The 26,782-nt window shown below is 67.6% G+C and carries 28 protein-coding genes; 21 read left to right on the top strand and 7 right to left on the bottom strand.

Annotation, left to right across the window (positions count from 1 at the left end):
• A complete protein-coding gene (gene hutG, locus ACE3T8_RS07995; protein WP_374608276.1) occupies window positions 1-786 on the top strand; it encodes an N-formylglutamate deformylase in 786 nt (261 codons plus the stop codon).
• A 52-nt stretch (window positions 787-838) separates the two neighbouring features.
• Here the strand turns inward: hutG and ACE3T8_RS07990 are convergent, their stop codons facing one another.
• The 4 genes from ACE3T8_RS07990 to parE all read right to left on the bottom strand — a co-directional run bounded on the left by ACE3T8_RS07990 (window position 839) and on the right by parE (window position 4,801).
• Window positions 839-2,065: an alpha/beta hydrolase family protein gene (locus ACE3T8_RS07990; RefSeq protein WP_374608275.1), complete on the bottom strand. Its 1,227-nt coding sequence runs from the start codon at window positions 2,063-2,065 to the stop codon at window positions 839-841.
• A 30-nt stretch (window positions 2,066-2,095) separates the two neighbouring features.
• Complete coding sequence (locus tag ACE3T8_RS07985) at window positions 2,096-2,263, bottom strand: hypothetical protein (RefSeq protein ID WP_374608274.1); 168 nt, start codon at window positions 2,261-2,263, stop codon at window positions 2,096-2,098.
• Window positions 2,260-2,799, bottom strand: a complete 540-nt coding sequence (locus tag ACE3T8_RS07980; RefSeq protein ID WP_374608272.1) for a hypothetical protein — start codon at window positions 2,797-2,799, stop codon at window positions 2,260-2,262. Before ACE3T8_RS07980 ends, ACE3T8_RS07985 begins: the two co-directional genes overlap by 4 nt.
• A gap of 112 nt (window positions 2,800-2,911) precedes the next feature.
• On the bottom strand, window positions 2,912-4,801 hold the full coding sequence (gene parE / locus ACE3T8_RS07975; protein ID WP_374608271.1) for a DNA topoisomerase IV subunit B: 1,890 nt from the start codon (window positions 4,799-4,801) through the stop codon (window positions 2,912-2,914).
• 158 nt (window positions 4,802-4,959) lie between these two features.
• Here parE and ACE3T8_RS07970 point away from each other — a divergent pair, with 158 nt between their 5' ends.
• The 10 genes from ACE3T8_RS07970 (at window position 4,960) to truD (ending at window position 14,300) form a co-directional block, all read left to right on the top strand.
• Window positions 4,960-5,964 (top strand): glucokinase, encoded by a 1,005-nt coding sequence (locus tag ACE3T8_RS07970; RefSeq protein WP_374608269.1) that lies wholly within the window; start codon window positions 4,960-4,962, stop codon window positions 5,962-5,964.
• Window positions 5,965-5,975: 11 nt separating this feature from the next.
• Window positions 5,976-6,977: a N(4)-(beta-N-acetylglucosaminyl)-L-asparaginase gene (locus tag ACE3T8_RS07965; protein ID WP_374608268.1), complete on the top strand. Its 1,002-nt coding sequence runs from the start codon at window positions 5,976-5,978 to the stop codon at window positions 6,975-6,977.
• On the top strand, window positions 6,977-7,708 hold the full coding sequence (locus ACE3T8_RS07960; protein WP_374608266.1) for a copper homeostasis protein CutC: 732 nt from the start codon (window positions 6,977-6,979) through the stop codon (window positions 7,706-7,708). Before ACE3T8_RS07965 ends, ACE3T8_RS07960 begins: the two co-directional genes overlap by 1 nt.
• 116 nt (window positions 7,709-7,824) lie before the next feature.
• Window positions 7,825-9,513 carry a CTP synthase gene (locus tag ACE3T8_RS07955; RefSeq protein ID WP_374608265.1) on the top strand — a complete coding sequence of 563 codons (1,689 nt, stop codon included), beginning with the start codon at window positions 7,825-7,827 and terminating at the stop codon, window positions 9,511-9,513.
• Between the two features lie 2 nt (window positions 9,514-9,515).
• Complete coding sequence (gene kdsA, locus ACE3T8_RS07950; protein ID WP_374608472.1) at window positions 9,516-10,349, top strand: 3-deoxy-8-phosphooctulonate synthase; 834 nt, start codon at window positions 9,516-9,518, stop codon at window positions 10,347-10,349.
• A gap of 16 nt (window positions 10,350-10,365) precedes the next feature.
• Complete coding sequence (gene eno, locus ACE3T8_RS07945; protein ID WP_374608263.1) at window positions 10,366-11,757, top strand: phosphopyruvate hydratase; 1,392 nt, start codon at window positions 10,366-10,368, stop codon at window positions 11,755-11,757.
• Window positions 11,758-11,771: 14 nt separating this feature from the next.
• Window positions 11,772-12,101: a cell division protein FtsB gene (ftsB, locus tag ACE3T8_RS07940; RefSeq protein WP_374608261.1), complete on the top strand. Its 330-nt coding sequence runs from the start codon at window positions 11,772-11,774 to the stop codon at window positions 12,099-12,101.
• Window positions 12,098-12,790, top strand: a complete 693-nt coding sequence (ispD, locus tag ACE3T8_RS07935; protein ID WP_374608259.1) for a 2-C-methyl-D-erythritol 4-phosphate cytidylyltransferase — start codon at window positions 12,098-12,100, stop codon at window positions 12,788-12,790. Before ftsB ends, ispD begins: the two co-directional genes overlap by 4 nt.
• On the top strand, window positions 12,787-13,272 hold the full coding sequence (gene ispF / locus ACE3T8_RS07930) for a 2-C-methyl-D-erythritol 2,4-cyclodiphosphate synthase (protein WP_374608258.1): 486 nt from the start codon (window positions 12,787-12,789) through the stop codon (window positions 13,270-13,272). The genes ispD and ispF overlap by 4 nt, the downstream gene beginning before the upstream one ends.
• Window positions 13,269-14,300 (top strand): tRNA pseudouridine(13) synthase TruD, encoded by a 1,032-nt coding sequence (truD, locus tag ACE3T8_RS07925; RefSeq protein ID WP_374608256.1) that lies wholly within the window; start codon window positions 13,269-13,271, stop codon window positions 14,298-14,300. Before ispF ends, truD begins: the two co-directional genes overlap by 4 nt.
• 158 nt (window positions 14,301-14,458) lie before the next feature.
• On the opposite strand, the gene ACE3T8_RS07920 is transcribed toward truD, so the two are convergent.
• Complete coding sequence (locus tag ACE3T8_RS07920) at window positions 14,459-15,013, bottom strand: Smr/MutS family protein (RefSeq protein WP_374608255.1); 555 nt, start codon at window positions 15,011-15,013, stop codon at window positions 14,459-14,461.
• Window positions 15,014-15,100: 87 nt separating this feature from the next.
• Here ACE3T8_RS07920 and surE point away from each other — a divergent pair, with 87 nt between their 5' ends.
• The 4 genes from surE to ACE3T8_RS07900 are packed head-to-tail and all read left to right on the top strand — an operon-like array spanning window position 15,101 to window position 17,977.
• Window positions 15,101-15,889 (top strand): 5'/3'-nucleotidase SurE, encoded by a 789-nt coding sequence (gene surE / locus ACE3T8_RS07915; RefSeq protein WP_374608254.1) that lies wholly within the window; start codon window positions 15,101-15,103, stop codon window positions 15,887-15,889.
• Window positions 15,886-16,584: a protein-L-isoaspartate(D-aspartate) O-methyltransferase gene (locus ACE3T8_RS07910; protein ID WP_374608253.1), complete on the top strand. Its 699-nt coding sequence runs from the start codon at window positions 15,886-15,888 to the stop codon at window positions 16,582-16,584. Before surE ends, ACE3T8_RS07910 begins: the two co-directional genes overlap by 4 nt.
• On the top strand, window positions 16,581-17,195 hold the full coding sequence (locus ACE3T8_RS07905) for a YqaA family protein (protein ID WP_374608252.1): 615 nt from the start codon (window positions 16,581-16,583) through the stop codon (window positions 17,193-17,195). Before ACE3T8_RS07910 ends, ACE3T8_RS07905 begins: the two co-directional genes overlap by 4 nt.
• Entirely contained in the window at window positions 17,195-17,977 is a 783-nt protein-coding gene (locus ACE3T8_RS07900; RefSeq protein ID WP_374608251.1) for a peptidoglycan DD-metalloendopeptidase family protein, read from the top strand. Before ACE3T8_RS07905 ends, ACE3T8_RS07900 begins: the two co-directional genes overlap by 1 nt.
• Window positions 17,978-18,027: 50 nt before the next feature.
• On the opposite strand, the gene ACE3T8_RS07895 is transcribed toward ACE3T8_RS07900, so the two are convergent.
• Window positions 18,028-18,402 carry an Mth938-like domain-containing protein gene (locus ACE3T8_RS07895; RefSeq protein ID WP_374608250.1) on the bottom strand — a complete coding sequence of 125 codons (375 nt, stop codon included), beginning with the start codon at window positions 18,400-18,402 and terminating at the stop codon, window positions 18,028-18,030.
• A gap of 53 nt (window positions 18,403-18,455) precedes the next feature.
• Entirely contained in the window at window positions 18,456-18,761 is a 306-nt protein-coding gene (yhbY, locus tag ACE3T8_RS07890) for a ribosome assembly RNA-binding protein YhbY (RefSeq protein WP_374608248.1), read from the bottom strand.
• A 71-nt stretch (window positions 18,762-18,832) separates the two neighbouring features.
• On the opposite strand from yhbY, the gene rlmE reads away from it, so the two are divergent.
• From rlmE to putP, 6 genes are all read left to right on the top strand, one after another.
• Window positions 18,833-19,495 (top strand): 23S rRNA (uridine(2552)-2'-O)-methyltransferase RlmE, encoded by a 663-nt coding sequence (gene rlmE, locus ACE3T8_RS07885; RefSeq protein ID WP_374608246.1) that lies wholly within the window; start codon window positions 18,833-18,835, stop codon window positions 19,493-19,495.
• Between the two features lie 53 nt (window positions 19,496-19,548).
• Window positions 19,549-21,450 (top strand): ATP-dependent zinc metalloprotease FtsH, encoded by a 1,902-nt coding sequence (ftsH, locus tag ACE3T8_RS07880; RefSeq protein WP_374608244.1) that lies wholly within the window; start codon window positions 19,549-19,551, stop codon window positions 21,448-21,450.
• A 181-nt stretch (window positions 21,451-21,631) separates the two neighbouring features.
• Window positions 21,632-23,455, top strand: coding sequence for a hypothetical protein (locus ACE3T8_RS07875; protein WP_374608242.1), 1,824 nt, complete (start codon window positions 21,632-21,634; stop codon window positions 23,453-23,455).
• Window positions 23,456-23,461: 6 nt separating this feature from the next.
• Window positions 23,462-24,370: a dihydropteroate synthase gene (folP, locus tag ACE3T8_RS07870; protein ID WP_374608240.1), complete on the top strand. Its 909-nt coding sequence runs from the start codon at window positions 23,462-23,464 to the stop codon at window positions 24,368-24,370.
• A gap of 61 nt (window positions 24,371-24,431) precedes the next feature.
• Window positions 24,432-25,229 (top strand): c-type cytochrome, encoded by a 798-nt coding sequence (locus ACE3T8_RS07865; protein WP_374608238.1) that lies wholly within the window; start codon window positions 24,432-24,434, stop codon window positions 25,227-25,229.
• Between the two features lie 54 nt (window positions 25,230-25,283).
• Entirely contained in the window at window positions 25,284-26,777 is a 1,494-nt protein-coding gene (putP, locus tag ACE3T8_RS07860; RefSeq protein WP_374608236.1) for a sodium/proline symporter PutP, read from the top strand.
• Window positions 26,778-26,782 lie beyond the last annotated feature (5 nt).

The raw sequence follows: 26,782 nt of genomic DNA, 5'->3' as shown, positions 1-26,782 counted from the left end.
ATGCCTGATGTGTTCACCCTGCATCGCGGCAGCGCCCCGCTGCTGCTCAGCCTGCCGCACGACGGCAGCCTGATTCCGGAATCATTGCAGTCGCGGATGACCCCGCCGGCACGCATCGCGCCGGATACCGACTGGCATGTGTCGCGGTTGTACGACTTCGCCCGAGAACTGGGCGCATCGATCCTGGTGCCGGGGTATTCGCGCTACGTGATCGACCTCAATCGTGGCGAGGACGACACCAGCCTGTATCCCGGACAGAACACCACGGGCCTGGTGCCGCTGGTGCGCTTCACCGGCGAGCCGATCTACCTGCAGGGCCGGGAACCAGACGCCGATGAAGTGGCGTCGCGCATCGAACGCTATTGGCGGCCGTACCACGTCGCCTTGCGCGACGAGCTGGATCGCCTGCGCAGCGCGCATGGGCGCGTGGCGTTGTGGGAAGGCCATTCGATCCGCGGCAGCGGCCTGCCGTTCCTGTTCGAGGGACGCCTGCCCGACCTCAACCTGGGCACGGCGAATGGCGGGAGTTGCTCGCCCGCGCTGCAGGCCCGGATCGAAGCCGTGCTGACCGCGCAAACCGACTACGACTGGATCGCCAACGGCCGCTTCAAGGGCGGCCATATCACCCGCCACTACGGCGCTCCGGGCGATGGCATCGACGCTGTGCAACTGGAGATCAGCCAGCGCACCTACATGGACGAAGACAGCTTCGCCTACGACGAGGCGAAGGCCGCGCGCCTGCGGCCGTTGCTGCGCCGCCTGCTGGCGGCGACGCTGGCGTCCTGAACGACGAAGGGCGGCTTGCGCCGCCCTCCGGGGGAGCCTCGGGAGCCGGCGCTTACTTCGCGCCGGGGCCGATGTACTTGGCCAGGAACGCTTCCATCTTGCGGTACATCTCCGCGCGGTTTTCGGGCTTCACGAAGCCATGTCCCTCGCCGTCCGCAAGCATGACCTGGGCGGGATTGCCGGCAGCCTTCAGCGCGGCCTCCATGACCTTGAACTGGTTGAAGTCGGCGGTCTTGTCGTCCTTGCCGTGCACCAGCATCACCGGCACCTTGATGTCGCCTGCGCGCAGCGCGGGCGAGACCTTGCCCAGCGCCACGTCGTCGGTGCCCAGGGTGCGCGCGAAGAAGCGTTCGGTGGCATCGCTCTGGCCATTGCGATTGTCGGTCTTGCGCATCAGCGGAAGGTCGTAGACGCCGACATAGCCGATCGCGCACTTGTACATGCCCGGGTTGAGGACCGGCTGCACGAGGGCCGAGTAGCCACCGAAGCTGGCGCCGAACAGGCAGATCCGGTTTGCGTCGGTCATCTTCTGGTCGATGGTCCACTTCACCGCATCGGTGATGTCGTCCTGGATCTTCGTGCCCCAGCCCTTCCAGCCGGCCTGTACGTACGATTCGCCGCGCCCGCTGGAGCCGCGGTAGTTCACCTGCAGTACGGCGTAGCCGCGGCTGGCCAGGAACTGCACTTCCTCATCGAAGCCCCAGCTGTCGCTGACCTCGTAGGGGCCGCCATGCGGCAGCACCACCAGCGGATGCGGGCCCGGGCCCGCCGGCGCGGTGTAGAAGCCGTAGACCTTGCCGCCGTCGCGCGCGGTGAATGCGATCGGCTTCATGCTCGCCATTCGGGCGGCAGGCAGCCACGGACGGGAATCCATGAGCTTCTGCACCTTCTTCGCGGCGCGCTCATAGATGTAGACCGACCCGGCATCGCGATCGGACCAGGTGCGGAACATCACCTTGTCGTTGTCCCGGCTGACGCCACTGAAGGACACCATCATCCCCGGGAAGGACTTCATCAGGCCGGCATGCAGCTGCGCCCATCCGGACTGCGGCTTGATGTACTGGACGGACGGCTTGTCGGCGAACGAGAGCACCGCGAACGGCGAGCCGTTGCGCCCCTCCAGCATGAACCCGGACATCGAGACGTCGTCGCGCCCGGCCAGCTTGGTGCGGGTACCCGCCGCGAGATCGATGCGATACGCCTGCGCAGGTTCGCCGGCATCGGTCACCAGCGCGTAGACGACGTTGTTGTCCGGGTCGAACTGGGTGCCATAGATCAACCGGCCGGCGATCGATTCCGGCAGTGGGGTTCAGGCCGATCCCTTCGCGGACCGGTAGTGCAGGATCGGCTCGTCCTCGTCGTTCCAGGTCGTGCGGAAACGCCCCTCGCCGGTGCGATCGAACTCGAAATGGGCGCGCCCGTCGACGCGCTCGATCTCCGTGCGCGAGCCGGTGCGCGTGTCGACCTTGAAGATCACCGAGTCCGGATCTTCGCCGCAATCCCAGCAGGTGAGTCGACCAGTGCCATGCCGGGTTCGGCGTCGAGTACCTCGGTGACGACCGACCAGCCGGTGTCCTTGCGCTTGCCGCGCAGGTTGCCGCTGTCGGGGATGTAGCCGAACAGGGTGTCCTGGTTCTTGCCATTGATGTCCGACGTCATCAGTTCGCCATAGCTCGCCGGGGCTTCCTTCAGCGGCTGCAAGCGTGCCGGCGATACCACCACGCGGTCGTCCGCGGTCCAGATGACGTCCGAGACGTGCTGCTGGCTGCGGAAACGCAGCACCTTGGTGTCGCCGCTGCCGTCGAGCTTGACGATCTGCAACTGGGTCTCCAGGCCGTCCTTGACCGGCACTTCCAGCGCCGCGTATTCGCCCATGGGCGATAGCGTCGCGCCCCAGGCCTCCTGGCGCTTCGCGAAGTCCGCGGCGGGGATCGCCTGCGCGAAGACCGGCGCCGCGGCGCAGGCAAGCAGTGCGCCGATGCAGCGGGCGAGCGGTTTCCTGATGGTGTCCATGTGCATTCCGTTTGCGCCCGTCGCCGGCCCGGCAAGTCTAGTGGCTTGCCGCATGGCGCGGCAAAACCGGGCGATCCGGGCGCCGTTCATCACGCTGAACTCCCGGCGCGGTTCACACTTCCAGCGTCGCCAGGTCGCCCTTCTGCTCGAGCCAGGACTTGCGGTCGCCGGCACGCTTCTTCGCCAGCAGCATGTCCATCAGGCCGCGGGTGGCGTCGTGGTCGTCCACGGTGAGCTGGACCAGGCGCCGCGTGTCGACGTGCATGGTCGATTCGCGCAGCTGCTGCGGGTTCATCTCGCCCAGTCCCTTGAAGCGGGTGACGTTGACCTGGCCCTTGAGCTTCTCGCGGGCGATTTTCTCCAGCAGCAGGCGTTTTTCCTCTTCGTCCAGCGCGTAGAACACCTGCTTGCCGACGTCGACGCGGAACAGCGGCGGCATCGCCACGAACACGTGGCCGGCAGCGACCAAGGCCGGGAAGTGCTTGAGGAACAGCGCCGACAGCAAGGTGGCAATGTGCAGGCCGTCGCTGTCCGCATCGGCCAGGATCACCACCTTGCCGTAACGCAGGCCGTCGATCGCCTCCTTGCCCGGGTCGCAGCCGATCGCGACCGCGAGGTCGTGCACTTCCTGCGAGGCCAGTACCTGCCCCGAGGCCACTTCCCAGGTATTCAGGATCTTGCCGCGCAACGGCAGGATCGCCTGGAAATCCTTGTCGCGGGCCTGCCGCGCACTGCCGCCGGCGGAGTCGCCTTCGACCAGGAACAGCTCGGTGCGCGAGAGATCCTGCGAAATGCAATCGGCCAGCTTGCCGGGCAGGGCCGGGCCTTGCGTCACCTTCTTGCGGACGATCTGCTTCTCGGTCTTCAGGCGCGCCGATGCGCGTTCGATCGCGAGCTGCGCGATCTTCTCGCCGTACTCGGTGTGCTGGTTCAACCACAGCGAGAACGCATCGTGCGCCGCGCCTTCGACGAATCCTGCCGCTTGCCGTGAACTCAGTCGCTCTTTCGTCTGCCCGCTGAACTGCGGATCGGTCATCTTCAGCGACAGCACGAAGGCCACGCGATCCCACACGTCTTCAGGCGCCAGCTTGACGCCGCGCGGGAGCAGGTTGCGGAAGTCGCAGAACTCGCGCAGCGCGTCGGTGAAACCGGTGCGCAGACCGTTGACGTGGGTGCCGTGCTGCGCGGTGGGGATCAGGTTGACGTAGCTTTCCTGCACCAGATCGCCCTCGGCGACCCAGGCGACCGCCCAGTCGACGATCTCGGTGTCCTTCTTGAGATTGCCGACGAACAGGTCCGGCGGCAGCAATTCGCGCTCGGCCAATTCGCCCTTCAGGTAGTCGCGCAGTCCGTCTTCGTAATGCCACGCGTTGCGTTCGCCGCTGGCCTCATCGAACAGGGTGACGGTCAGCCCGGGGCAGAGCACCGCCTTGGCGCGCAGCAGGTGGCGCAGCGCGCGCAGGTTGAATTTGGGCGTATCGAAGTATTTCGGATCCGGCCAGAAACGCAGGCGGGTGCCGGTGTTCTTCTTGCCGACGCTGCCGACGATCTCCAGCGGCGACGCGCGATCGCCGTCCTTGAACGCCATCCGGTATTCGTTGCCGTCGCGCTTGATGAACACGTCGACATGCCTGCTCAGCGCATTCACCACGCTCACGCCTACGCCGTGCAGGCCGCCACTGAAGGTGTAGTTCTTGTTGCTGAACTTGCCGCCCGCGTGCAGGCGGGTGAGGATCAGTTCGATGCCGGGAATCTTCTCCTCCGGATGGATGTCCACCGGCATGCCGCGGCCGTCGTCGGCCACTTCGCAGCTGCCGTCTTCGTGCAGGATGACCTGGATGCTGCGCGCGTGGCCGGCCAGGGCCTCGTCCACCGCGTTGTCGATGACTTCCTGCGCCAGGTGGTTGGGCCGCGCGGTGTCGGTGTACATGCCGGGACGGCGCTTGACCGGATCCAGGCCGGAGAGGACTTCGATGTCGGCGGCGTTGTAACGGGTATTCATTCGTTCGATCGGGGCTTGCGCACGCAGGGGGCGGCCAGTGTGTGGCCTGAAGTCGGGATTTGCACGCCGACCTGCCAGCCGTGTGGCGATGGCCGATACAATCGCGGAAAGGCCAGGCGCATCGCCGGCCAGGGAGCTTGCCTGTGGTGGACGCCGCCGTGCGCGCGACCGGGGACCAATCCGGCGCGCGGTTGATCGCTGCCGACGTGGGCGGCACCTACGCCCGGCTGGGACTGGTCGGGGTGGAGGCCGATGGCGGCATCACGGTGCTGTTCCACCGCCGCTATCCTTGCGCGAACTTCGGCGGACTGGCGGCGATCCTCCGCCGCTTCCGCGAAGAATGCGAGGCCGCGCAAGCCGGCCCGTTCCCGGCCGATTGCGTGGTCGCGATCGCCGGCGTGCTGCAGGGCGACCAGCTGTTGAACAGCAACCTGCCGTGGAAGGTGTCGCTGGCCGAGACCCGCCGCGAGGCCGGCATCGCCCAGCTGCACCTGATCAACGATTTCGAAGCGCTGGCCTGGGCCTTGCCGCAGGTGCCGGCCGATCAATTGCAGGTGCTCGGCGCGGGCGATGGCAACGGTTTGCGACTGCCGGTGGTACTGGTCGGGCCCGGTACCGGGCTGGGTGCGGCGCTGGTCATCGACCAGGGTGGGCGCACGGGCGTGCAACCGAGCGAGGCCGGCCATGCAGCATTGGCGGCGAATACGCCGCTGGAACTCGACGTGGTGCGCCTGCTGCAGTCGCGCTTCGGCCATGTCGACAACGAGCGCGTACTGTCCGGTCCCGGCCTGGTGAACCTGTACCAGGCGCTGTGCGAATTGCGCGGCATGCAGCCGCGCTGGCATGCGCCGAGCGAACTCGTCGATGCCGCCGACGAAGGCGGCGACCTGCTCGCCGCCGAATGCGCGGCGCTGTTCTGCCGCTGGCTGGGCAGCTTCGCCGGCGACCTCGCGATCACGTTCCGCGCCGGTTCGGTCTGCCTGGCCGGTGGCCTCGCAGGGCACCTCGACCACTACCTGCGGCAGGGCGGCTTCATGCAACGCTTCCTCGACAAGGGCGTGCTCTCCGACACCCTGCGCGACGTGCCGGTCTACACGGTCGAACACGGCCAGCTCGGCATCATCGGCGCCGCCGCCTGGCACGCTGCCCACCATCCTTCCTGACAAGGCCCACGATGTCGTCGCGACGCCGCTTCCTGCAGTCTTCCTTGATGGCCGCGGGCGCGGCGATGCTGCCGACTGCACGTGCATCGTCGGAAGCCACCGGCGCAAAAGTCGTGTCGACCTGGGATTTCGGCGTGCCGGCCAATCGCGAGGCCTGGCAGGTGCTCGCCGCCGGCGGCAACGCACTCGACGCGGTCGAAGCCGGCGCGCGCTGGGCGGAGACCGGCCAGTGCCATTCCACCGTGGGCCGTTGCGGCTATCCGGATCGCGACGGCGTCGTGACCCTGGATGCCAGCATCATGAAAGGTGACGGCAGCTGCGGCGCGGTGGCGGCGCTGCAGGACATCGACCACCCGATTTCGGTCGCCCGCAAGGTGATGGAGAAAACCCCGCACGTCTTGCTGGTCGGCGATGGCGCGAAACAGTTCGCCATTGCCGAAGGCTTCGCGCCGCGCAGCTTGCGCACGCCCGAAGCGGAACAGGCCTGGCGCGAGTGGTTGAAGACCTCGCGCTACGCCCCGGAGATCAACGCCGAACGCCGCGGCATGCCGGGCAACAAGGACAACCACGACACCATCGGCATGCTCGCGCTTGGTGCGGACGGGCGCATGGCCGGTGCCTGCACCACCAGCGGGATGGCCTGGAAGATGCACGGCCGGGTCGGCGACAGCCCGATCATCGGTGCCGGCCTCTATGTGGACGATCAGGTCGGAGGCGCAACCGCCTCCGGCGTGGGCGAGGAAATGCTGCGCAATGCCGCCAGCTTCCTGGTGGTCGAGCTGATGCGGCAGGGCCACTCGCCGGGCGATGCCTGCCACCTGGCGATCGAACGCGTCGTGATGAAACGTCCCCAGGCCAGCAAGACATTGCAGGTCTGTTTCCTGGCGATGAACAGGCATGGCGAGGTCGGTGCGTTCGCGTTGCACCAGGGCTTCGTCTATGCGGTCTGCGATGCGCAACAGCAGGACGCGCTGCTGCAGGCATCCTCGGTTTACGCCACGTCGAAGACCTGATGGCGTCGTCGCGACGACTGCTGGAGATCGCGGCCAATTCCGTCGAATCCGCGTTGGCGGCGCAGGCCGGTGGAGCCGATCGCGTCGAGTTGTGCGCCAACCTCGGCGAGGGCGGCACCACGCCGTCTTTCGGCAGCATCGCCATCGCCCGCGAGCGCTTGCGCATCCCGCTGCACGTGCTGATCCGCGCGCGCGCCGGGGATCTCGTTTGTTCGCAAGCCGAACTGGACGCGATGCGTCGCGATGTCGAGGCCTGCGCCCGGCTGGGCTGCGACGGCATCGTCATCGGCATGCTGGATGCCGATGGCAGGGTCGACGGGGCGGGCTGCCGCGCACTGGTGGAGGCAGGGGGCACGATGGACATCACCTTCCATCGCGCGTTCGACGTGGTCGCGGATCGCGCTGCGGCGATTGAGGCGGTCATCGGCCTTGGCTGCTCGCGCATCCTCACCTCCGGCGGCGCGGACAGCGCACTGGACGGCGCTGCCGTGATCGCTGCCGACGTCGAATGTGCCGCCGGGCGCATCGCGCTGATCGCTGGGGCTGGACTGACGCCCGGAAACATCGCCGAGGTCGCGCGCCTCGCGGGCGTCCGTGAACTGCATGCCTCTGCCAAGGGGTTCGACCCCGGTATCGGCGCGGATGGGCCGGCCGGACTGGCCCGCGGACACTGGCGCAGCGATGCAGCGACGGTGCGCGCGCTGCGCGAGGCGCTCGACCTCCGCGCCTGAGCGTGGCGGGTTTTCCCGTTGCGGATCAATGGTTTCCGTGGATGCCAGCGCAGCCGGCGCGTGCAGCGGCGGGGCGCTTGGCCTAGAATGCCGCTTTCCAGCGCCGTGCCGACGCCATGACTTCCCCCGCTTCGCATACCCCCCTCGTCTTCGTCACCGGGGGCGTGGTGTCCTCGCTCGGCAAGGGCATCGCCGCCGCCTCGCTGGCGGCCATCCTCGAAGCCCGTGGCCTGAAGGTCACGATGATGAAGCTGGACCCGTACCTCAACGTCGATCCGGGCACGATGAGCCCGTTCCAGCACGGCGAGGTCTACGTCACCGACGACGGCGCCGAGACTGACCTCGACCTGGGCCACTACGAGCGCTTCGTCAACACCCGCCTGTCCGGCCTGAACTCGATCACCACCGGCAAGATCTACGAGCAGGTGATCCGCAAGGAACGCCGCGGCGATTACCTGGGCGGCACCGTGCAGGTGATCCCGCACGTGACCGACGAGATCAAGCGCTGCATCGATGCCGCGACCGCCGGCTATGACGTGGGCCTGGTCGAGATCGGTGGCACCGTCGGCGACATCGAGTCGCTGCCCTTCCTCGAGGCCATCCGCCAGTTGCGCATCGAGCGCGGCCAGGACATGGCGATGTACGTGCATCTCACCCTGATCCCGTACATCGCCGCTGCGGGCGAGCTGAAGACCAAGCCGACCCAGCATTCGGTCAAGGAACTGCGCAGCATCGGCATCCAGCCGGACGTGCTGCTCTGCCGCAGCGAGCAGCCGCTGCCGGACGGCGAGCGCCGCAAGATCGCGCTGTTCACCAACGTCCCGGAAAAGGCGGTCATCTCGGTGATCGACCAGGACAACATCCACAAGATCCCGCGCTGGCTCAACGGCCAGCAGCTGGACCAGCTCGTCGTCGACCAGTTGCGCCTGCAGGGCAAGGCCGCGCCGGTCGCGGATCTCTCCGAATGGGACGCGGTGGTCGATGCGTCCGCGCATCCGATCGACGAAGTCACCATCGCCGTGGTCGGCAAGTACGTGGACCACAAGGACGCGTACAAGTCGGTCGGCGAGGCGCTCAAGCACGGCGGCATCCGCCAGCGCACGCGGGTCAACCTGAAGTGGCTGGAAGCCGAGGACGTGGAGCGCGATGGTGCCGAGACCGTGCTGGCCGGCGTGGACGGCATCCTGGTGCCGGGCGGTTTCGGCGATCGCGGTTTCGAAGGCAAGGTGCTGACCTCGAAGCATGCACGCGAGACCCACTTGCCGTACTTCGGCATCTGCTACGGCATGCAGGCGGCCGCCGTCGACGTGGCGCGCCACATCGCCGGGCTGGACGGCGCCAACAGCACCGAGAATGATCGCGCATCCCCGCACCCGGTGATCGGCCTGATCACCGAATGGCGCACCCAGGCGGGCGACATCGAACGCCGCAGCGAAGGCAGCGACCTCGGCGGCACCATGCGCCTCGGCCTGCAGGAACAGCGGGTGAAGCCGGGCACGCTCGCCCACAAGCTCTACGGCAAGGACGTCGTCGGCGAGCGCCACCGCCACCGTTACGAGTTCAACAACCGTTACCGCACCCAACTGGAAGCGGCCGGCCTGGTGATCTCGGCCAAGTCGATGGACGACCTGCTGGTGGAGATGGTCGAACTGCCGCAGGATGCGCATCCGTGGTTCCTGGCCTGCCAGGCCCATCCCGAATTCCTCTCCACGCCGCGCCACGGGCATCCGTTGTTCGTCGGCTTCATCCGCGCCGCGCGCGAGCGCAAGGCCGGCGGCAAGCTACTCAGCGAGGCAGCAGCATGAGCATGCAACTGTGCGGTTTCGAGGTCGGCCTGGATCGGCCGCTGTTCCTGATCGCCGGCCCCTGCGTGATCGAGTCCGAACAACTGCAAATCGATGTCGCCGGCAAGCTGAAGGAAATCACCGAGCGGCTCGGCATCAACTTCATCTTCAAGTCGAGCTTCGACAAGGCCAACCGCACCTCGATCGGCAGCTTCCGCGGCCCGGGCATGGAAGAAGGCCTGCGCGTGCTCGCCGAGGTCAAGCGCCAATTGGGCGTGCCGGTATTGACCGACGTGCACGAATACACGCCGATGGATGAAGTCGCCTCCGTCGTCGACGTGCTGCAGACGCCGGCCTTCCTGGTGCGCCAGACCGATTTCATCACCAAGGTCTGCGCCACCGGCAAGCCGGTCAACATCAAGAAGGGCCAGTTCCTGTCGCCGTGGGACATGAAGCCGGTCGTCGAGAAGGCCAAGTCCACCGGCAACGGCAACATCATGGTCTGCGAGCGCGGCGCCAGCTTCGGCTACAACAACCTGGTCTCCGACATGCGCAGCCTTGCGGTGATGCGCGACACCGGCTGCCCGGTGGTGTTCGACGCGACCCACTCCGTGCAGTTGCCGGGCGGGCAGGGCAGCAGCAGCGGCGGCCAGCGCGAATTCGTGCCGGTGCTGGCGCGCGCGGCGGTCGCGGTCGGCGTGGCCGGCGTGTTCATGGAAACCCATCCCGATCCCAGCAAGGCGCTGTCCGACGGCCCGAACGCCTGGCCGTTGGGCAAGATGGAAGCCCTGCTCGAAACCATGCTCGAACTCGACGCGATCACCAAGCGCGCCGGCTTCGCCGAATCCTCCCTCTGAGCCGACGATCCCCTCGATGACCACCACGATCACGTCCGTCCACGCCCGCGAAATCCTCGACAGCCGCGGCAATCCCACGCTCGAAGCGGAGATCACCCTGGCGGACGGCAGCTTCGGCCGCGCGCTGGTGCCCTCGGGCGCGTCCACCGGCACCAAGGAAGCGGTCGAACTGCGCGATGGCGACAAGACCCGCTACCTGGGCAAGGGCGTGCTCAAGGCCGTGGGCAACGTCAACGGCGCGATCGCCGACATGCTCAAGGGCTTCGATGCGCAGGACCAGCAAGGCCTGGACAAGCGCCTGATCGACCTCGACGGCACCGAGAACAAGGGCCGGCTCGGCGCGAACGCGCTGCTGGCGGTGTCGATGGCGAATGCGCATGCGGTCGCGGCATCGAAGAAGGTTCCACTTTGGCGGCATTTGATGGATGTCGCGGCCATCCATGGCGCAGGCGCGTCGACTTCGGATAGCCCGGCCCGGCCATCCATGGCCGGGCGCTCGCAGGAGCAGGCGTTGCCGATAGGGCAACGCCTGAGCGCTCCTGCTCTCCCAGTCCCGATGATGAACATCATCAACGGCGGCGCGCATGCCGACAACAACGTCGACCTGCAGGAATTCATGGTGCTGCCGGTCGGCTTCGATTCGTTCTCGGAAGCGCTGCGCAGCGGCACCGAGATCTTCCACGCGCTGAAGTCGGTGCTGAAGGGCCGCGGCCTGAGCACGGCAGTCGGCGACGAAGGCGGTTTCGCGCCCGACCTGCGCAGCAACGAGGAAGCGCTGGAAACGATCCTGGAAGCGATCGGCAAGGCCGGCTACAAGGCGGGCGAGGACGTGCTGCTGGGCCTGGACTGCGCGGCCAGCGAGTTCTTCGAGAACGGCAAGTACAACCTCACCGGCGAAGGCAAGCGCCTGACCTCGGAACAGTTCGTCGACTTCCTGGCCAACTGGGCCGCGCAGTACCCGATCGTCTCGATCGAGGACGGCCTGGCCGAGGACGACTGGGCCGGCTGGAAGCTGCTCACCGAGCGCCTGGCCGGCAAGGTGCAACTGGTCGGCGACGATCTGTTCGTCACCAACCCGCGCATCTTCAAGGACGGCATCGACCAAGGCGTGGCCAACGCGATCCTGATCAAGGTCAACCAGATCGGCACCCTCAGCGAGACGCTGGAAGCGATCGCGATGGCGGAGCGCGCGAACTACGCGGCGGTGATCTCGCATCGCTCCGGCGAGACCGAAGACACCACCATCGCCGACATCGCGGTGGCGACCACCGCCACCCAGATCAAGACCGGTTCGCTGTGCCGCAGCGACCGCGTGGCCAAGTACAACCAGTTGCTGCGGATCGAACAGCAGCTGGGCAGCGAAGCCCGCTATGCCGGTCGCGCCGCGTTCGTCTCGCTGAAGCGCTGAGAGGCAGCGCGGAGGTGAAGCCCGTGCGCGTGCTGCTGCTGTTGCTGGCATTGTTGCTGGCGGGCCTGCAGTACACGCTCTGGCTGGGCAGCGGTGGTCACCGGGAAGTCGCCGGGCTGCAGCAGCAGGTGGCGACGCAGCAGGCGGAGAACCTGCGCCTGCAGGAACGCAACGACGCGCTCGCGGCCGAGGTCGAGGACCTGAAGTCCGGCGAGGCTGCGGTCGAGGAACGCGCGCGCAGCGAGCTGGGCATGGTCAAGCCGGGCGAGACCTTCTATCGCGTGGTCGAGGACGCGCCGGCAAGCGCGGTTGCGCCCACGCCCGCGCCGGCTGCGAGCCCGTGACCTGGGCGCTGGTGCCCGCCGCCGGCAGCGGTCGCCGCTTCGGCGGCGAGGTGCCGAAGCAATATCTGCATGCCGCCGGAAAATCGCTCATCGAACATGCGCTGGAGGCCGTGCTCTCGCATCCCGGGATCGATGGCGTGGTGGTCGCGCTGGCGGCTGATGATGCGCACTGGCCGGGTCTGACGTCGTTGCACGGCAAGCCGGTGCTGACCTGCATCGGCGGCGGTGAACGCGCCGATTCGGTGCTCGCTGCCTTGCGTGGATTGCCGGCCGGTGTAGCAGATGACGAACTGCTGCTGGTCCACGATGCCGCGCGACCCCACCTGCACGCAGACGACATCGGCAGATTGATCGAAGCCGCAAGGGACTGCATCGATGGCGCGATCCTGGCCGCGCCGGTGCGCGACACGCTGAAGCGTTCCGACGCCGACACCCGTATCGCGCGGACCGAACCGCGCGATGGCTTGTGGCGTGCATTGACCCCGCAGGCGTTCCACCGGGACTTGCTGTTGCGCGCGCTGAAGGCCGCGCAAGCCGACGGCGTGGTCGCCACCGACGAAGCGATGGCGGTCGAACGCCTCGGCCTGCATCCCGCGCTGGTGGAAGGCCGCGAGGACAACCTGAAAGTCACCACGCCAGCGGATCTCGCGTTGGCGGAATTCCTGCTGCAAGGACGCGCATCGCGATGAGCACGAACATCCGCATCGGCCAGGGCTTCGACGTGCATGCGTTCGGCGACGGCGACCACGTGATGCTCGGCGGCGTGCGCATCGATCACACGCGCGGTGTCCTCGCGCACAGCGACGGCGACGTTGCCCTGCATGCGCTGTGCGATGCCATCCTCGGCGCGCTCGCGTTGGGCGACATCGGCAAGCATTTCCCGCCATCCGACGATCGCTGGAAGGGCGCGGACAGCCGCACCTTCCTGCGCCATTGCGATGCGCTGGTCCGCGAACGCGGCTGGAAGGTCGGCAACTGCGACCTCTCCGTGGTCTGCGAGCGGCCCAAGGTCGGCCCGCATGCATTGGCGATGCGTGAGGCGATCGCGGCGGACCTCGGCATCGAGATCGACCGCGTCAGCGTGAAGGCCACGACCACGGAGACGCTCGGCTTCACCGGCCGCAGCGAAGGGATTGCCGCACAGGCGGTCTGCCTGCTGGTGCGCGCATGAGCGAGCCAGCGCGTGCGCATGGCGCATCGGTACTGACCGCGCGCATCCGCGTGTCGGCGGAGGATTTCTTCGTCGAGGAACTGCCGGCCTTCGAGGCCAGTGGTGCCGGCGAACACCTGTTGCTGACCATCGAGAAGCGCGGCATGAACACCGCGTTCGCAGCGAAGCGCATCGCCGCGTGGGCAGGCGTGGACGAATCCGCGATCGGCCAGGCCGGGATGAAGGACCGCCATGCGGTCACCCGGCAGCGCTTCACCGTGTGGCTGCCGAAGAAAGTCGCGCCCGACCTCGATGCCCTGCAGTCCGACGATCTGCGCGTGCTCGACCACGCCTGGCATGCGCGCAAGCTCCCGCGCGGTGCGCTGGCCGGCAATCGGTTCGTGCTGGTGCTGCGCGATGTCGAAGGACAGCGCGATGCCATCGATGCGCGCCTGCAGGCGATCGCCACGCAGGGCGTGCCGAACTATTTCGGCGAGCAGCGCTTCGGCCGCGGCGGGAACAACGTGCAGCAGGCGGTGGCGATGTTCGCCGGCCGCCGGGTCAAGCGCGAGGAACGCTCGATGCTGCTCTCGGCCGCGCGTTCCGAACTGTTCAACCGGGTGCTGGCCGCGCGCGTCGAGGCCGGCATCTGGAACTCGGCGCTCGATGGCGAGGTGTGGATGCTCGACGGCAGCCGCAGCGTGTTCGGGCCTGAGTCTTTGACCCAAGAATTGCAGGCTCGCCTCGATGCATTCGACATTCATCCGACCGGGCCGCTTTGGGGCGAGGGCGAGTTGCGAAGTGACGGCATTGCCCGGGAAGTTGAACTAGGCGCGCTCGAGGGCGATACCGCATCACGCCTGCGCACCGGCCTTGAACGTGCAGGCCTGAAGCAGGAGCGACGTGCGTTGCGTTTGCAGCCGTCGGAGTTGCGCTGGCAATGGCTGGACGATGCAGCGTTGGAGCTGCGCTTCGCCTTGCCTCCCGGGTGTTACGCGACGACCGTCTTGCGAGAACTCGGCGACATCACCGACGCAGCGGAGGTATAGCAGGCCGGATATTGCAGAGTATTGGCCCGCCACGACGTCTCACACGGCGGCCCCGGATGCGGCCTGGGGCCTTATCCGGGCTACAGATGCATGTTTCGATCGTTCGACTGTCGTAGCCCGGATAAGCGCAGCGCATCCGAGGTTGCAGACCATCGAGCTTAACGTTTCTCGAGCAACACCAGCACCGCCCCCGTTCCACCTTGTGCCACCGGCGGCGAATGGAAGGCGAGCACGTCGGCGCGATGGCGCAGCACGCGGTCGACCAGGTTCTTCAGCACCGGCAGGCGTTCTTCCGAGTTGCGCCCCTTGCCGTGCACGATCCGCACGCAGCCGACGCCGTGGGTGCGACAGTCGCGCAGGAATTCGCGCAACAGCGCTTCGGCGACATGCGCCGGCAGGCCGTGCAGGTCCAGCTCCTCCTGCGGCGAGTATTCGCCGCGCGCCAGCCGTTTCAACACCAGCGGCGGGATCTCGTCGCGGCGATGGCTGAGCACGTCGCCGGCTTCCAGTTCGGCGATCACCGCATGGCGGAATTCGTCGCGCGCGGCATCCTCGTCGCGGCGCGCCATCTTCGCCGACGGTTTCGGCTTGGGCGGCGAGGGCGGCAACGGCGCTTCGGGCAGGGCGCGCACCTTGCCCCGGTCGGCGCCGATCGCGGCGCGGAACAGTTCGGCGTCGTCGCGATCGTCGGGTTGGGGCGGGGCCTTGCGCATCGGCGCAGGTTACCGCGAAGCGCGGGCGGTGTCGGTGATCGATCCGGTATCATGGCCGCATGCAGAATCCAGTGATGTCGTAGCGCCATGCGGGTCCTTGTCAGCAACGACGATGGCGTCGACGCCCCCGGTATCCAGGCGCTGGCGCAAGGCCTGCGCGAGGCCGGCCACGAGGTCATCGTGGTGGCCCCGGACCGCGACCGCAGCGGCGCCAGCAATTCGCTGACGCTGGATGCACCGATCCGCGTGGTGCAACTCGACGCGCGCATGTGGAAGGTGTACGGCACGCCCACCGACTGCGTCCACGTGGCGATCACCGGCATGCTGGAGACGCTGGGCCTGGAACCGGACATCGTGGTCTCCGGGATCAACAACACCGCCAACCTCGGCGACGACGTGATCTATTCCGGTACCGTTGCCGCGGCGATGGAAGGGCGCTTCCTGGGCCTGCCCGCGGTGGCGATGTCGCTGGTCACCGCCGACCACAAGGGTCGCCATTACGAAACCGCGGCGAAGGCGGCGGTGGAGATCATCGCGCGCCTGCGCACCGATCCCCTGCCGGCCAACACCATCCTCAACGTCAACGTGCCGGACCTGCCCTGGCATGAAGTACGCGGGTTCGAGACCAGCCGCCTCGGCAATCGCCATCGTGCCGAGCCGTGCATCGCCCAGCAGGATCCGCGCGGGCGCCAGTGGTGGTGGATCGGGGCCGCCGGCATCGAGCAGGATGCCGGCCCGGGCACCGATTTCCATGCGGTGCGGACCGGTCATATCTCGATTACCCCGATCCACGTCGACCTGACCCGTTACCAGGCGCTGGAACAGGTGGCGAGCTGGGTCGGCGGCCTGTCGACCACGCTGGAGCAGACCGCGTGATCGCGCGGATGCGCCTGCAGCCGGCGGACATCGGCAGCGGCCTGACCGGCCAGCGCGTGCGCGACCGCCTGATCGACTGGCTGCGCGCCGGTTCGCCGCAGTACGACGCGATCACCGACGAGCGCGTGCTCAATGCGATCCGCACGGTGCCGCGCCACCAGTTCGTCGACGAGGCGCTGGCTACCCGCGCCTACGAGAACACCGCGCTGCCGATCGGCCACGGACAGACGATTTCGCAGCCGTGGGTCGTGGCGCGGATGACCGAAGTCCTGTTGCAACGGGGCATGCCCAGGCGCGTGCTCGAGATCGGCACCGGTTCCGGCTACCAGGCGGCGGTGCTGGCGGCGCTCGGCATCGAGGTCTACACCGTCGAACGCATCGGCGACCTGCTGCGCACCGCGCGCAAGCGCTTCCGCACGTTGGGCCTGCAGGTGCGCAGCAAGCATGACGACGGCCGCATCGGCTGGCCCGAGGAGGCGCCGTTCGATGGCGTCATCGTCACCGCCGCGGCGGCGTCGCTGGTGGATGCGCTGAGCGCGCAACTGGCGCCGGGCGGCACCCTGGTCGCGCCGGTCGGTGGTTCCAGCGCGCAGTCGCTGCTGTGCCTGCGCAAGAACGCCGATGGCGACATCGAACAGGACGACCTGGGTCCGGTGGTGTTCGTGCCGCTGCTGTCGGGAGTGGCAGACCGATGAAGCTGTTCGGCCCGATGTACGAGCGCACCCTGCGCTGGGCGCGTCATCGCAATGCGACGTGGTTGCTCGCCTTCCTGAGTTTCATCGAAGCGATCTTCTTCCCGATCCCGCCGGAAGTGATGCTGGCGCCGATGTGCCTGTCGCAGCCGCGACGCGGCTTCTGGTTCGCGACCATCAGCCTGGCCAGCGCGATGGTCGGCGCGGTGGTCGGTTACTACCTCGGGCACTACGCCTGGCAGGTGGTGCAGCCGCTGCTGGGCAAGCTGGGCATGCTCGAGTCGATCGAACACGGCATCGAGGTGGTGCGCGCGAAGAGCGTGGAATCGCCCTGGGCAGTGTTCTGGTTCCTGGTGCTGGCCGGCTTCTCGCCGATCCCGATGAAGGTGTTCACCTGGGCCAGCGGCATCGTGGGGGTGCCGATGCTGCCGTTCATGCTCAGCATGCTGGTCGGGCGCGGCAAGCGCCTCTACCTTGTCGCCGCGGCGATCCGCATCGGTGGCGAACGCGCGGAGCGCGCCCTGCACCGTTACATCGAACCGATCGGCTGGAGCGTGCTGGTGCTGATGGTCGGCGCCGCGGGTTGGTTCCTGTTGCGGGGCCATGCGGCATGATGCGGTCCATGCGCCTGCATCGTGTCCTTGTTGCCTGCACTGCCGTCGTCCTGCTCGCCAGTTGCGGGCGCAGCCACGTGGTGCGCGAAGGCGGGTCATCGCGACCGCGCGGCGCGGACAGCCCGGTGCGGGTATCGCAACCCAAATATGGTGCGACGGTGGTGGTCCAGCGCGGCCAGAACGTCTACCGCATCGCCACGGAAAACGGTTTGACAGCGCTCGACCTCGCGCTGTGGAATGACATCCCGCCGCCCTACACGATCCACCCCGGGCAGCGCCTGCGCCTGTATCCGGGTGGGCAGGGCAGTGTGGCTGCGCGGCCGGCAACGCCGCCGAAGAAGCCCGCAACGCCGACCACGACGCCTCCGCGCGCTCCCGCGCCGACGCCGGTCGTGGTCCCTGCCACCAGCAAGCTCGCCTGGCGCTGGCCGGCCGAGGGCAGCGTCGTCGCGACGTATGCCGGCGGCGACCCGACCCGGCAAGGCATCGACATCGCCGGCAAGGCCGGGCAACCGGTGCGTGCCGCCGCCGATGGCGTGGTGGTGTATTCCGGCTCCGGCCTGGTCGGTTACGGGGAGCTGGTGATCGTCAAGCACGACGACCAATGGTTGTCCGCCTACGGCCACAACCGCGCGCGACTGGTCAACGAGGGCCAACTGGTGAAGGCCGGCCAGCAGATCGCCGAAATGGGCCGCAGCGGCGCCTCGCGCGACATGCTGCACTTCGAGATCCGCTACAACGGCAAGCCGGTGAACCCGCAGCAGTACTTGCCGGGGCGTTGAGTCTCACGATCCGCAGGCGGTACCACTTCAGGTGATGCAGTGATGGCGCCTCACGCGGGGAACGCGAACCCCGCCACCACCCGACGGCCTTCACCGGCCAGCACCGAATAGGTACGTGCGGCAGCGGCATTGGTCATCGCTTCCAGCCCGATCCCGCGCTGCAGGCAGGCCGCCATCACCGCGGCGGGCGGGAACTGCTGCTGCGCGCCGGTGCCCAGCACCACGAGTACCGGCTGCAGTGCGAGGAGTGCATCGAGATCCGCGGGGTTCATCGCGCGCACGTCGTGGACCGGCCAGTCTTCGACCAGCGCATCCGGGGCGATGATGAAGCTGCGGGTCAGCCGGCGCTCGTTGACCAGTGCGCCGCTGCCGTCGGCACCGCGCAGGAAGTACGTGTAGTCCGGGCGTTCGAGGTTGAGCTGCATGCCGTTCGCTCCCTCTCCCGCTGGCGGGAGAGGGCTGGGGTGGGGGTGGATTGTTACGCGCGCGGCAGCACGATCTGCCGCTTGTCCTTCGCCGGGCGGTACAGCACCGCCACGTGGCCGATGCGCTGCACGAGCACGGCGTCGCTGCGTTCGACGAGTTCGCCGATCATCGCGTCGCGGGCTTCGCGATCCTCCGCGGCCACCTTCACCTTGATCAGCTCGTGGTGCTCCAGCGCGCCGTCGACCTCGGCCGCCAGGGCGTCGGTGATGCCCTTGCCACCCACCTGCAGCATCGCCTTCAGGTCGTGCGCCTGGCCACGCAGGAAGCGGATCTGGGCATTGGTGAGGGCGATGGGCATGCGGCACGAAGAGAGGCGGAAACAGGCGGCAGGGTATCATGGCGGCCTGTTTTCCCATCCGGCCGGCGCTCGTGGCGACTCGCAGCAAATCCAGCCAGCGCTGGCTCAAGGAACATTTCTCCGACCCCTACGTGAAGAAGGCGCAGGCGGAAGGCATGCGCTCGCGCGCGGCCTACAAGCTGGAGGAGCTGGTCGATCGCGATCGCCTGCTCAAGCCGGGCATGGTGGTGGTCGACCTGGGGGCCGCACCGGGCGGATGGTCGCAATGGGTGCGGCAGGAACTGGACCAGTTGGAGCGCGGCCTGCCGGACACCGCCAAGCGCGGGCGGGTCATCGCCAGCGACATCCTGGAGATGCCGACCCTGGCCGGGGTCGATTTCCTTCATGGCGACTTCAGGGAGGATGCCGTCCTATCCAACCTGTTGGGGATGCTGGGCGGGGAACAGGTCGACCTTGTGTTGTCCGACATGGCCCCCAATAAAAGCGGTGTGCATGCGGTGGACCAGCCGCGCGCGATGCACCTGTCCGAACTGGCGATGGACTTCGCCGATGGCCAGTTGCGCACCGGCGGCACGTTCCTGATCAAGCTGTTCCAGGGGATCGGGTTCGACGAGTACGTGAAGGAGCTGCGGCGGCGCTATGCCAAGGTGGCGATCCGCAAGCCGGCGGCCTCGCGCAAGCGGTCGCCGGAGGTGTACGCGCTGGCGCAAGGCAAGCTGGCGCAGGTGAAATAAGTGGGCCAAGGCCCGGTGTTCCAGGGCAGCATCGAGGAAGGACAGGCGAATACATGAACGATCTTGCGAAGAACCTGCTGCTCTGGGTGGTCGTGGCCGCCGTGCTGATGGTGGTGTTCCAGAGTTTCTCGCCGAAGCTGGCCGCCAGCCAGGAGGTGGTGTACTCGCAGTTCGTGCAGGAAGTGGACAACGACCGGATCAAGAAGGTCGACATCTCCAGCAACGAGCGCACGGTCACCTTCGAACGCACCGACGGCAGCAAGGGCACCACCACCGCGCCGGTGCGCGACAAGGACCTCATCGCCGACCTCATCGAGCACAAGGTCGAGATCAACCAGGCACCGCCGGATTCCGGCATCTCGTTCTGGTCGCTGGTGCTGAACTTCCTGCCGGTGCTGCTGATCATCGGCTTCTGGCTGTTCATGATGCGGCAGATGCAGGGCGGTGGTGCCGGTGGCAAGGGCGCGATGTCGTTCGGCCGTTCGCGCGCGAAACTGCTCAACGAAGACCAGACCAAGGTCAACTTCGCCGACGTCGCCGGTTGCGACGAAGCCAAGGAAGAAGTCTCCGAACTGGTCGAGTTCCTGCGCGATCCGTCGCGCTTCCAGAAGCTGGGCGGCAAGATCCCGCGCGGCGTGCTGATGGTCGGCCCACCCGGCACCGGCAAGACCCTGCTGGCCAAGGCCATCGCCGGCGAGGCCAAGGTGCCGTTCTTCTCGATCTCCGGTTCCGACTTCGTCGAGATGTTCGTCGGCGTCGGCGCCAGCCGCGTGCGCGACATGTTCGAGCAGGCCAAGAAGCACGCGCCGTGCATCATCTTCATCGACGAGATCGACGCGGTCGGCCGCCATCGCGGGTCCGGCATGGGCGGTGGCCACGACGAGCGCGAGCAGACCCTCAACCAGATGCTGGTGGAGATGGACGGCTTCGAGGGCGGCGAGGGCGTGATCGTGATCGCCGCGACCAACCGCCCCGACGTGCTCGACAAGGCGTTGCTGCGCCCGGGTCGTTTCGACCGCCAGGTGATGGTGGGCCTGCCCGACATCAAGGGCCGCGAGCAGATCCTCAAGGTGCACATGCGCAAGGTGCCGCTGCACGACAACGTGCGCGCGGACATCCTGGCGCGCGGCACGCCGGGCTTCTCCGGCGCCGACCTGGCCAACCTGGTGAACGAGGCCGCGCTGTTCGCCGCGCGTCGCAACAAGAACCAGGTGGACATGCAGGACTTCGAGGACGCCAAGGACAAGATCTACATGGGCCCCGAGCGCCGCAGCATGGTCATGCGCGAGGACGAGCGCCGCAATACGGCGTACCACGAGTCCGGCCATGCGGTGGTGGCGATGTCGCTGCCCAAGGCCGACCCGGTGCACAAGGTCACGATCATGCCGCGCGGCTGGGCGCTGGGCCTGACCTGGCAGCTGCCGGAGCACGACCGTCTCAGCAACTACAAGGACAAGATGCTGGAGGAACTGGCGATCCTGTTCGGCGGCCGCATCGCCGAGGAGCTGTTCGTCGGCCAGATGTCCACCGGCGCGTCCAACGACTTCGAGCGCGCGACCAAGCTGGCGCGGGCGATGGTGACCAGGTACGGCATGTCCGATGCGCTGGGCACGATGGTCTACGCCGACGACAAGGATTCCGGGTTCGGCCTGCAGAACAAGACGATTTCGGAGGCCACCCAGCAGAAGGTCGATGCCGAGATCCGCCGCATCCTGGACGAGCAGTACGCGGTCGCCCATCGCATCCTGGAAGACAAGCGCAGCGTGGTCGAGGCGATGACGGCCGCGCTGCTGGAGTGGGAAACCATCGATGCCGAGCAGGTCAAGGCGCTGATGGAAGGGCGCACGCCGTCGCCACCGCCGGGCTGGGTGGCCAAGCCGCCTGCCGGCGGCGGCAAGGACGATTCGTCCACGCCCACGGCTCCGGTGTTGGTGGATCCCGCGCCGCAAATCTGACGCGACAGCGACGCGGGAAACGGAAGGCCCGGAGCGATCCGGGCCTTTCGCATGCTGGATCACGGAGACGCCGCGGATATCGCAATCGGGACCGCCGTGAACCTGACGGCTTGCACACGCGCTGACCATTGCGGACACTCGCCCGAGGGCCGGCGCGATGCCGGCGCGAAGGGGGCGGGCCTTGGCGACGACCGGCGGATTCATCGCGGAGCTCAAGCGCCGCAACGTCATCCGCATGGCGGGCCTGTACCTGGTCGCCGCGTGGTTGGTGGTGCAGGTCGGCGCGACCCTGTTGCCGGTGTTCGATGCGCCGCCATGGACGATGAAGGCGCTGGTGCTGACCCTGGCGGTCGCCTTCGTGCCGGCGCTGGCGGTGGCGTGGATCTTCGAGCTGACCCCGCAGGGATTGAAGCGCGATGCCGACGTGCCGCCGTCGGAATCGATCGCACCGAAGACCGCGCGCATGCTCGACCGCGCGATCATCGTCCTGCTGGCGATCGCGCTGGGCTATTTCGCCTTCGACAAGTTCGTGCTGTCGCCGCGGCGGGAAGTGGCCCTGGTGGCCGAGACCACGCGCGTGGCCGTGGCGCGCGCCAAGCCGGTGGATCGCGGCAATTCCATCGCGGTGCTGCCGCTGGCGAATGCGAGCGGAGACGCCAACCAGTTGTTCTTCTCCGACGGGCTGTCGGACAACCTGATCGACGCCTTGTCCAAGTTCGAGGGCCTGCGGGTGATCGGGCGCACGTCCTCGTTCCAGTTCCGCGACAGCAAGGAGGACGCGCGCAGCATCGGCGCCAAGCTTGGTGTCGCGTACCTGCTGGCGGGCAGCGTGCAGCGTGCCGACGACCAGGTGCGCATCCGCGCCGAGGTGGTCCGCACCAGCGATGGTTCCGCGATCTGGACGGAGAGTTTCGACCGGCCTTTCCGCGATCTGTTCTCCCTGCAGGACGAGCTGACGCGCGCGATCGCCGGCGTGTTGAAGGCGAAGCTGCTGTCGCCCGGCGTCCGCGCGGACGACCGCCCACCGAGCGGCAACGTGGAGGCGTATTCGGCCTTCCTGCGCGGGAGTTTCTACGCCGACCGCGGCGAAGACGGCGACATGCGCCGCGCGATCGAGGAGATCACCCGGGCGACGAAACTGGACCCGAAGTACGCCAAGGCCTGGGCCACGCTGTCGCGCAACTGGACCACCCTGGCCGCGCTGGGCCTGAGCGGTGCCGAGGCGCAACAGGCCTACGCCGAAGCGCGCAAGGCCGGCGACGTGGCGCTGGCGCTGGCACCGGACCTCGGCGATGCGTACGTGGCGCGTGGCTGGCTGCTGGAGAATGCCGAGCTCGACTGGCGAGGTGCCACCATCGCCTATCGGCGCGGGCTGGAACTGTCGCCCGACAACCTGCAGACCATGTTCAGCATGGCGAGCATGCTCGCCTTGCAGGGACAACTCGGCGAGGCCATCACCCTCAGCCGGCAGGCACTCGACAACGATCCGATGTCGCCGAACTGGTGGAACTGGTACAGCGCCTACCTGTCGGCGGTGGGCCGGCTCGACGAGGCCGAGGCGGCGATCCGCCAGTCCATCGCGCTGCGTCCGCAGGGCAGCTCCGCATGGGCGCAACTGGCCATCATCGAGCTCCAGCGCGGCGATGCGAAGGCGGCACTGGAGGCTGCGAAGAACGAGCCCGAGGGCGTGTGGCACGACATCGCGCTGGCGATGGCGCTGCAGGGCGGCAAGGATCGCGCCGCCGCGGATGCCGCGCTGGCCAGACTCATCGCCGAATACGGCGACGTGGCCGCCTACCAGGTCGCCCAGGTGCAGGCCTTGCGCAACGATGCCGACGCCACGTTCGAATGGCTGCAGCGCGCGCGCGAAACCCGCGACCCGGGCGTGGGTAATACCCTGATCGATCCGTTGGTGATGCGTTACAAGACCGACCCACGCCTGGCCGCGTTCTGCGAGCAGGTCGGGCTGCCGCCACCCACCCAAAGCCAGGCCAAGGGCCTCTAGAACCGCATGTTCGACACCTCGCCGCAACTGGATTGCAACGGCCGCATCCTCCGCCTCGACCTGCCGCGGGTGATGGGCATCGTCAATGTCACCCCGGATTCGTTTTCCGATGGCGGTGCGCATGACGACGTCGATGCTGCGGTCGCGCATGGCGTGAAACTGGTCGAGGAAGGCGCGGACATCCTCGACATCGGCGGCGAATCGACCCGACCCGGTGCGGACGAGGTGGCGGTCGATGAAGAACTGCGCCGGGTGATCCCGGTGATCGAGCGATTGGCGGCGCAGGTCGCCGTGCCGATCAGCATCGACACCAGCAAGCCCGAGGTGATGCGCGCCGCGGTCGCGGCCGGTGCGGGCATGATCAACGATGTCTGCGGGCTGCGCCGCGAAGGTGCGCTGGATGCCGCGGCATCGCTCGGCGTGCCGGTGGTGCTGATGCACATGCAGGGTGAACCGCGCTCGATGCAGGACGCGCCGGTCTACGATGACGTGGTCGCCGAGGTGCATCGGTTCCTGGCCGAGCGCATCTTCGTCGCCGAGATGGCCGGCATCGCCAAGAAGAATCTCCTGGTCGATCCGGGTTTCGGCTTCGGCAAGGACACGCGCCACAACCTGCAATTGCTCGCGCAATTGCAGCGCTTCACCGAACTCGGCGTGCCGGTGCTGGCCGGGCTGTCGCGCAAGAAGACGATTGGTGAATTGATCGCCCGCGAACTCACCGGCCGCGCCGAACCGCGCGAACGCGCGGCGGGGTCGGTGGCCGCGCACCTGATCGCCGCGCAGCGTGGCGCGATGCTGCTGCGCGTGCATGACGTCGCCGCCACCGTCGATGCGCTGAAGGTGTGGAACGCACTCGCGGCGGTGCCGATGCCGCGCGTGCAGGCGAAGCCCGAGATCCGCTGGCCGGACGAATAAGCCGCTGTCCGTTCGCGTGCGGCGGCTGCGTTGGACTCCTGGACATCCCGCGGGAACTCCGATGCGCCATCTCGTCGTCGTGCTGATACTGCTCGCCGGTTGCAACCCATCGCCTTCGCCGATGCCGGCAGCGCCCGTTGCGAAGGTCGAAGCCGTGGCGAAAGGCGATCCCGTCGAAGGCCTGCGTGTGTCGACGCGCCTGGGCTGCAACGGCTGCCATGAAAAGAACGGGGGCGGCGGCATCTTCATGGAGAATCCGCAGGTGGGCCGCGTGGTGGCACCGAACCTCACCGAACGCAGGCGGTTGTACGACGATGCCGCGTTCGCCGCGCTGCTGCACGAAGGCAAGACCCACGACGGCCACCCCCCGCTGGGCATGCCGATCCACATGTTCCAGTACCTCAGCCACGGCGAAGTCCGCGACGTCACCGCCTGGTTGCGCTCGCTGCCGGATGTCGCCACGGCGTTGCCGAAGACGGCGTACGCGCCGGCCATCGCCAGGGCGATCGCCGATGGCACGCTGCCTTACCTCGATGACGTGAAGCCGGATCCCGGCAACGTGCCGCCGGCGACGCGCCCGGTCGAGCCGCTGGCGCTCGGCAAGTACCTGGCGATGACCACCTGCACCGAATGCCACGGGCGCGACCTCAATGGCTGGAGCCGGGAAGATGACGCGCCGTCGCTGGTCGTGGCCAAGGCCTACACCGCGGAAAAATTCGCGCGATTGATGAAGACAGGCGAGATCGCCACCGGCGGCAAGTCGAAGACCGGGATGATGAGTGAGGTCGCTGCGTATCGGTTCTCGACCTTGACCGATGCCGAGGTGTCGGCGCTCAAGCTCTACCTCGACTCGCGCTGAGCGAGCCACGCTCGGTCGCGGTAAGCTCCCCGCGAACGCCACGGGGAGGCACGCATGACCGCAAGCACGCCATTGCTGATCACTTTCGCGGTCTACTTGCTGGCGATGATCGGCATCGGCGTGGTGGCGTGGAGGCGCACCCGCGACTTCGACGACTACATCTTGGGCGGACGCTCGCTGGGCGGCTATGTGACTGCGTTGTCCGCAGGCGCTTCGGACATGAGCGGCTGGTTGCTGATGGGCTTGCCCGGCGCGCTGTACCTGTCCGGCGTCTCGGAGGCGTGGATCGCGATCGGGCTGGTGCTGGGCGCGTGGGCGAACTGGAAATTCGTGGCCGGACCCTTGCGCGTGTACACCGAGCGCACCGACAACGCGTTGACCTTGCCGGATTACTTCACCACGCGCTTCGCCGCCGATGGCAAGTTGTTGCGGATCGTTTCCGCGCTGGTGGTGCTCGTGTTCTTCGCGGTGTATTGCGCCAGCGGGATCGTGGCCGGCGCGCGCCTGTTCGAAAGCGTGTTCGGCCTGTCGTACGCGCAGGCGCTCTGGTGGGGTGCGGCGGCGACCATCCTGTACACCCTGATCGGCGGCTTCCTGGCGGTCAGCTGGACCGACACCGTGCAGGCCACGCTGATGATCTTCGCACTGATCCTGACGCCGATCATCGTGATCCTGAGCACCGGCGGCATCGGCGACAGCCTGCGCATCATCGAGCAGGTGGATCCGGCGAAACTCGACTGGTTCAAGGGCGGCGAGCTGGGCCTGGTCGGGATCGTGTCGTTGTTGTCATGGGGGCTTGGCTACTTCGGCCAGCCGCATATCCTGGCCCGGTTCATGGCGGCGGATTCGCTGGCAGTGATCCCGCAGGCGCGGCGGATCGGCATGACCTGGATGGTGCTGTGCCTGTGCGGTGCGATGGCGACCGGTTTCTTCGGCATCGCCTATTTCGCCCAGCATCCGGAACAGGCGGGGATCGTCAGCGAGAACCACGAGCGCGTGTTCATCGCGTTGTCGAATGTGCTGTTCAATCCGTGGATTGCGGGGGTGCTGCTGTCGGCGATCCTGGCCGCGATCATGAGCACGCTGTCCTGCCAGTTGCTGGTCTGCTCCAGTGCGCTGACCGAGGACTTCTATCGGGGATTCCTGCGGCCACGCGCCAGCGAACGCGAGCTGGTGTGGATGGGCCGGGCGATGGTTCTGGGGATCGCGCTGGTGGCGATCTTCATCGCCCGCGATCCGCAGAGCCGCGTCTTGGGCCTGGTTAGTTATGCGTGGGCCGGTTTCGGCGCGGCGTTCGGTCCGGTCGTGCTCTTCTCCCTGTTCTGGGCGCGGATGACCCGCAGTGGCGCGCTGGCCGGCATGCTGGCCGGCGCGGCCACGGTGATCCTGTGGAAATACACGGGCAGCGCGTTGTACGAAATGGTGCCGGGGGTGATTGCCGCCAGCATCGCGATCGTGGCCGGCAGCCTGCTGTCGCGCGCGCCGAGTGCGGACGTGCTGGCGCGGCACCGGCAGGTACGACTGAGCCTGCGCGAGCAGGGCTACTGAGGCCT

Source organism: Thermomonas sp. (genome assembly GCF_041919455.1).
In the GTDB taxonomy this organism is placed as follows: Bacteria; Pseudomonadota; Gammaproteobacteria; order Xanthomonadales; family Xanthomonadaceae; genus Thermomonas.
This window is presented reverse-complemented; position numbering and strand designations above follow the sequence as displayed.

Bases quoted from the DNA above. Each gene is read 5' to 3' on its own strand.
- hutG (WP_374608276.1), top strand. From the start codon at position 1: ATGCCTGATGTGTTCACCCTGCATCGCGGCAGCGCCCCGCTGCTGCTC.
- ACE3T8_RS07980 (WP_374608272.1), bottom strand. From the start codon at position 2,799: ATGGACACCATCAGGAAACCGCTCGCCCGCTGCATCGGCGCACTGCTT.
- parE (WP_374608271.1), bottom strand. From the start codon at position 4,801: ATGAATACCCGTTACAACGCCGCCGACATCGAAGTCCTCTCCGGCCTG.
- ACE3T8_RS07965 (WP_374608268.1), top strand. From the start codon at position 5,976: ATGTCGTCGCGACGCCGCTTCCTGCAGTCTTCCTTGATGGCCGCGGGC.
- ACE3T8_RS07960 (WP_374608266.1), top strand. From the start codon at position 6,977: ATGGCGTCGTCGCGACGACTGCTGGAGATCGCGGCCAATTCCGTCGAA.
- ACE3T8_RS07955 (WP_374608265.1), top strand. From the start codon at position 7,825: ATGACTTCCCCCGCTTCGCATACCCCCCTCGTCTTCGTCACCGGGGGC.
- kdsA (WP_374608472.1), top strand. From the start codon at position 9,516: ATGCAACTGTGCGGTTTCGAGGTCGGCCTGGATCGGCCGCTGTTCCTG.
- eno (WP_374608263.1), top strand. From the start codon at position 10,366: ATGACCACCACGATCACGTCCGTCCACGCCCGCGAAATCCTCGACAGC.
- ispF (WP_374608258.1), top strand. From the start codon at position 12,787: ATGAGCACGAACATCCGCATCGGCCAGGGCTTCGACGTGCATGCGTTC.
- truD (WP_374608256.1), top strand. From the start codon at position 13,269: ATGAGCGAGCCAGCGCGTGCGCATGGCGCATCGGTACTGACCGCGCGC.
- ACE3T8_RS07920 (WP_374608255.1), bottom strand. From the start codon at position 15,013: ATGCGCAAGGCCCCGCCCCAACCCGACGATCGCGACGACGCCGAACTG.
- surE (WP_374608254.1), top strand. From the start codon at position 15,101: ATGCGGGTCCTTGTCAGCAACGACGATGGCGTCGACGCCCCCGGTATC.
- ACE3T8_RS07905 (WP_374608252.1), top strand. From the start codon at position 16,581: ATGAAGCTGTTCGGCCCGATGTACGAGCGCACCCTGCGCTGGGCGCGT.
- ACE3T8_RS07900 (WP_374608251.1), top strand. From the start codon at position 17,195: ATGCGGTCCATGCGCCTGCATCGTGTCCTTGTTGCCTGCACTGCCGTC.
- ACE3T8_RS07895 (WP_374608250.1), bottom strand. From the start codon at position 18,402: ATGCAGCTCAACCTCGAACGCCCGGACTACACGTACTTCCTGCGCGGT.
- yhbY (WP_374608248.1), bottom strand. From the start codon at position 18,761: ATGCCCATCGCCCTCACCAATGCCCAGATCCGCTTCCTGCGTGGCCAG.
- ftsH (WP_374608244.1), top strand. From the start codon at position 19,549: ATGAACGATCTTGCGAAGAACCTGCTGCTCTGGGTGGTCGTGGCCGCC.
- folP (WP_374608240.1), top strand. From the start codon at position 23,462: ATGTTCGACACCTCGCCGCAACTGGATTGCAACGGCCGCATCCTCCGC.
- ACE3T8_RS07865 (WP_374608238.1), top strand. From the start codon at position 24,432: ATGCGCCATCTCGTCGTCGTGCTGATACTGCTCGCCGGTTGCAACCCA.
- putP (WP_374608236.1), top strand. From the start codon at position 25,284: ATGACCGCAAGCACGCCATTGCTGATCACTTTCGCGGTCTACTTGCTG.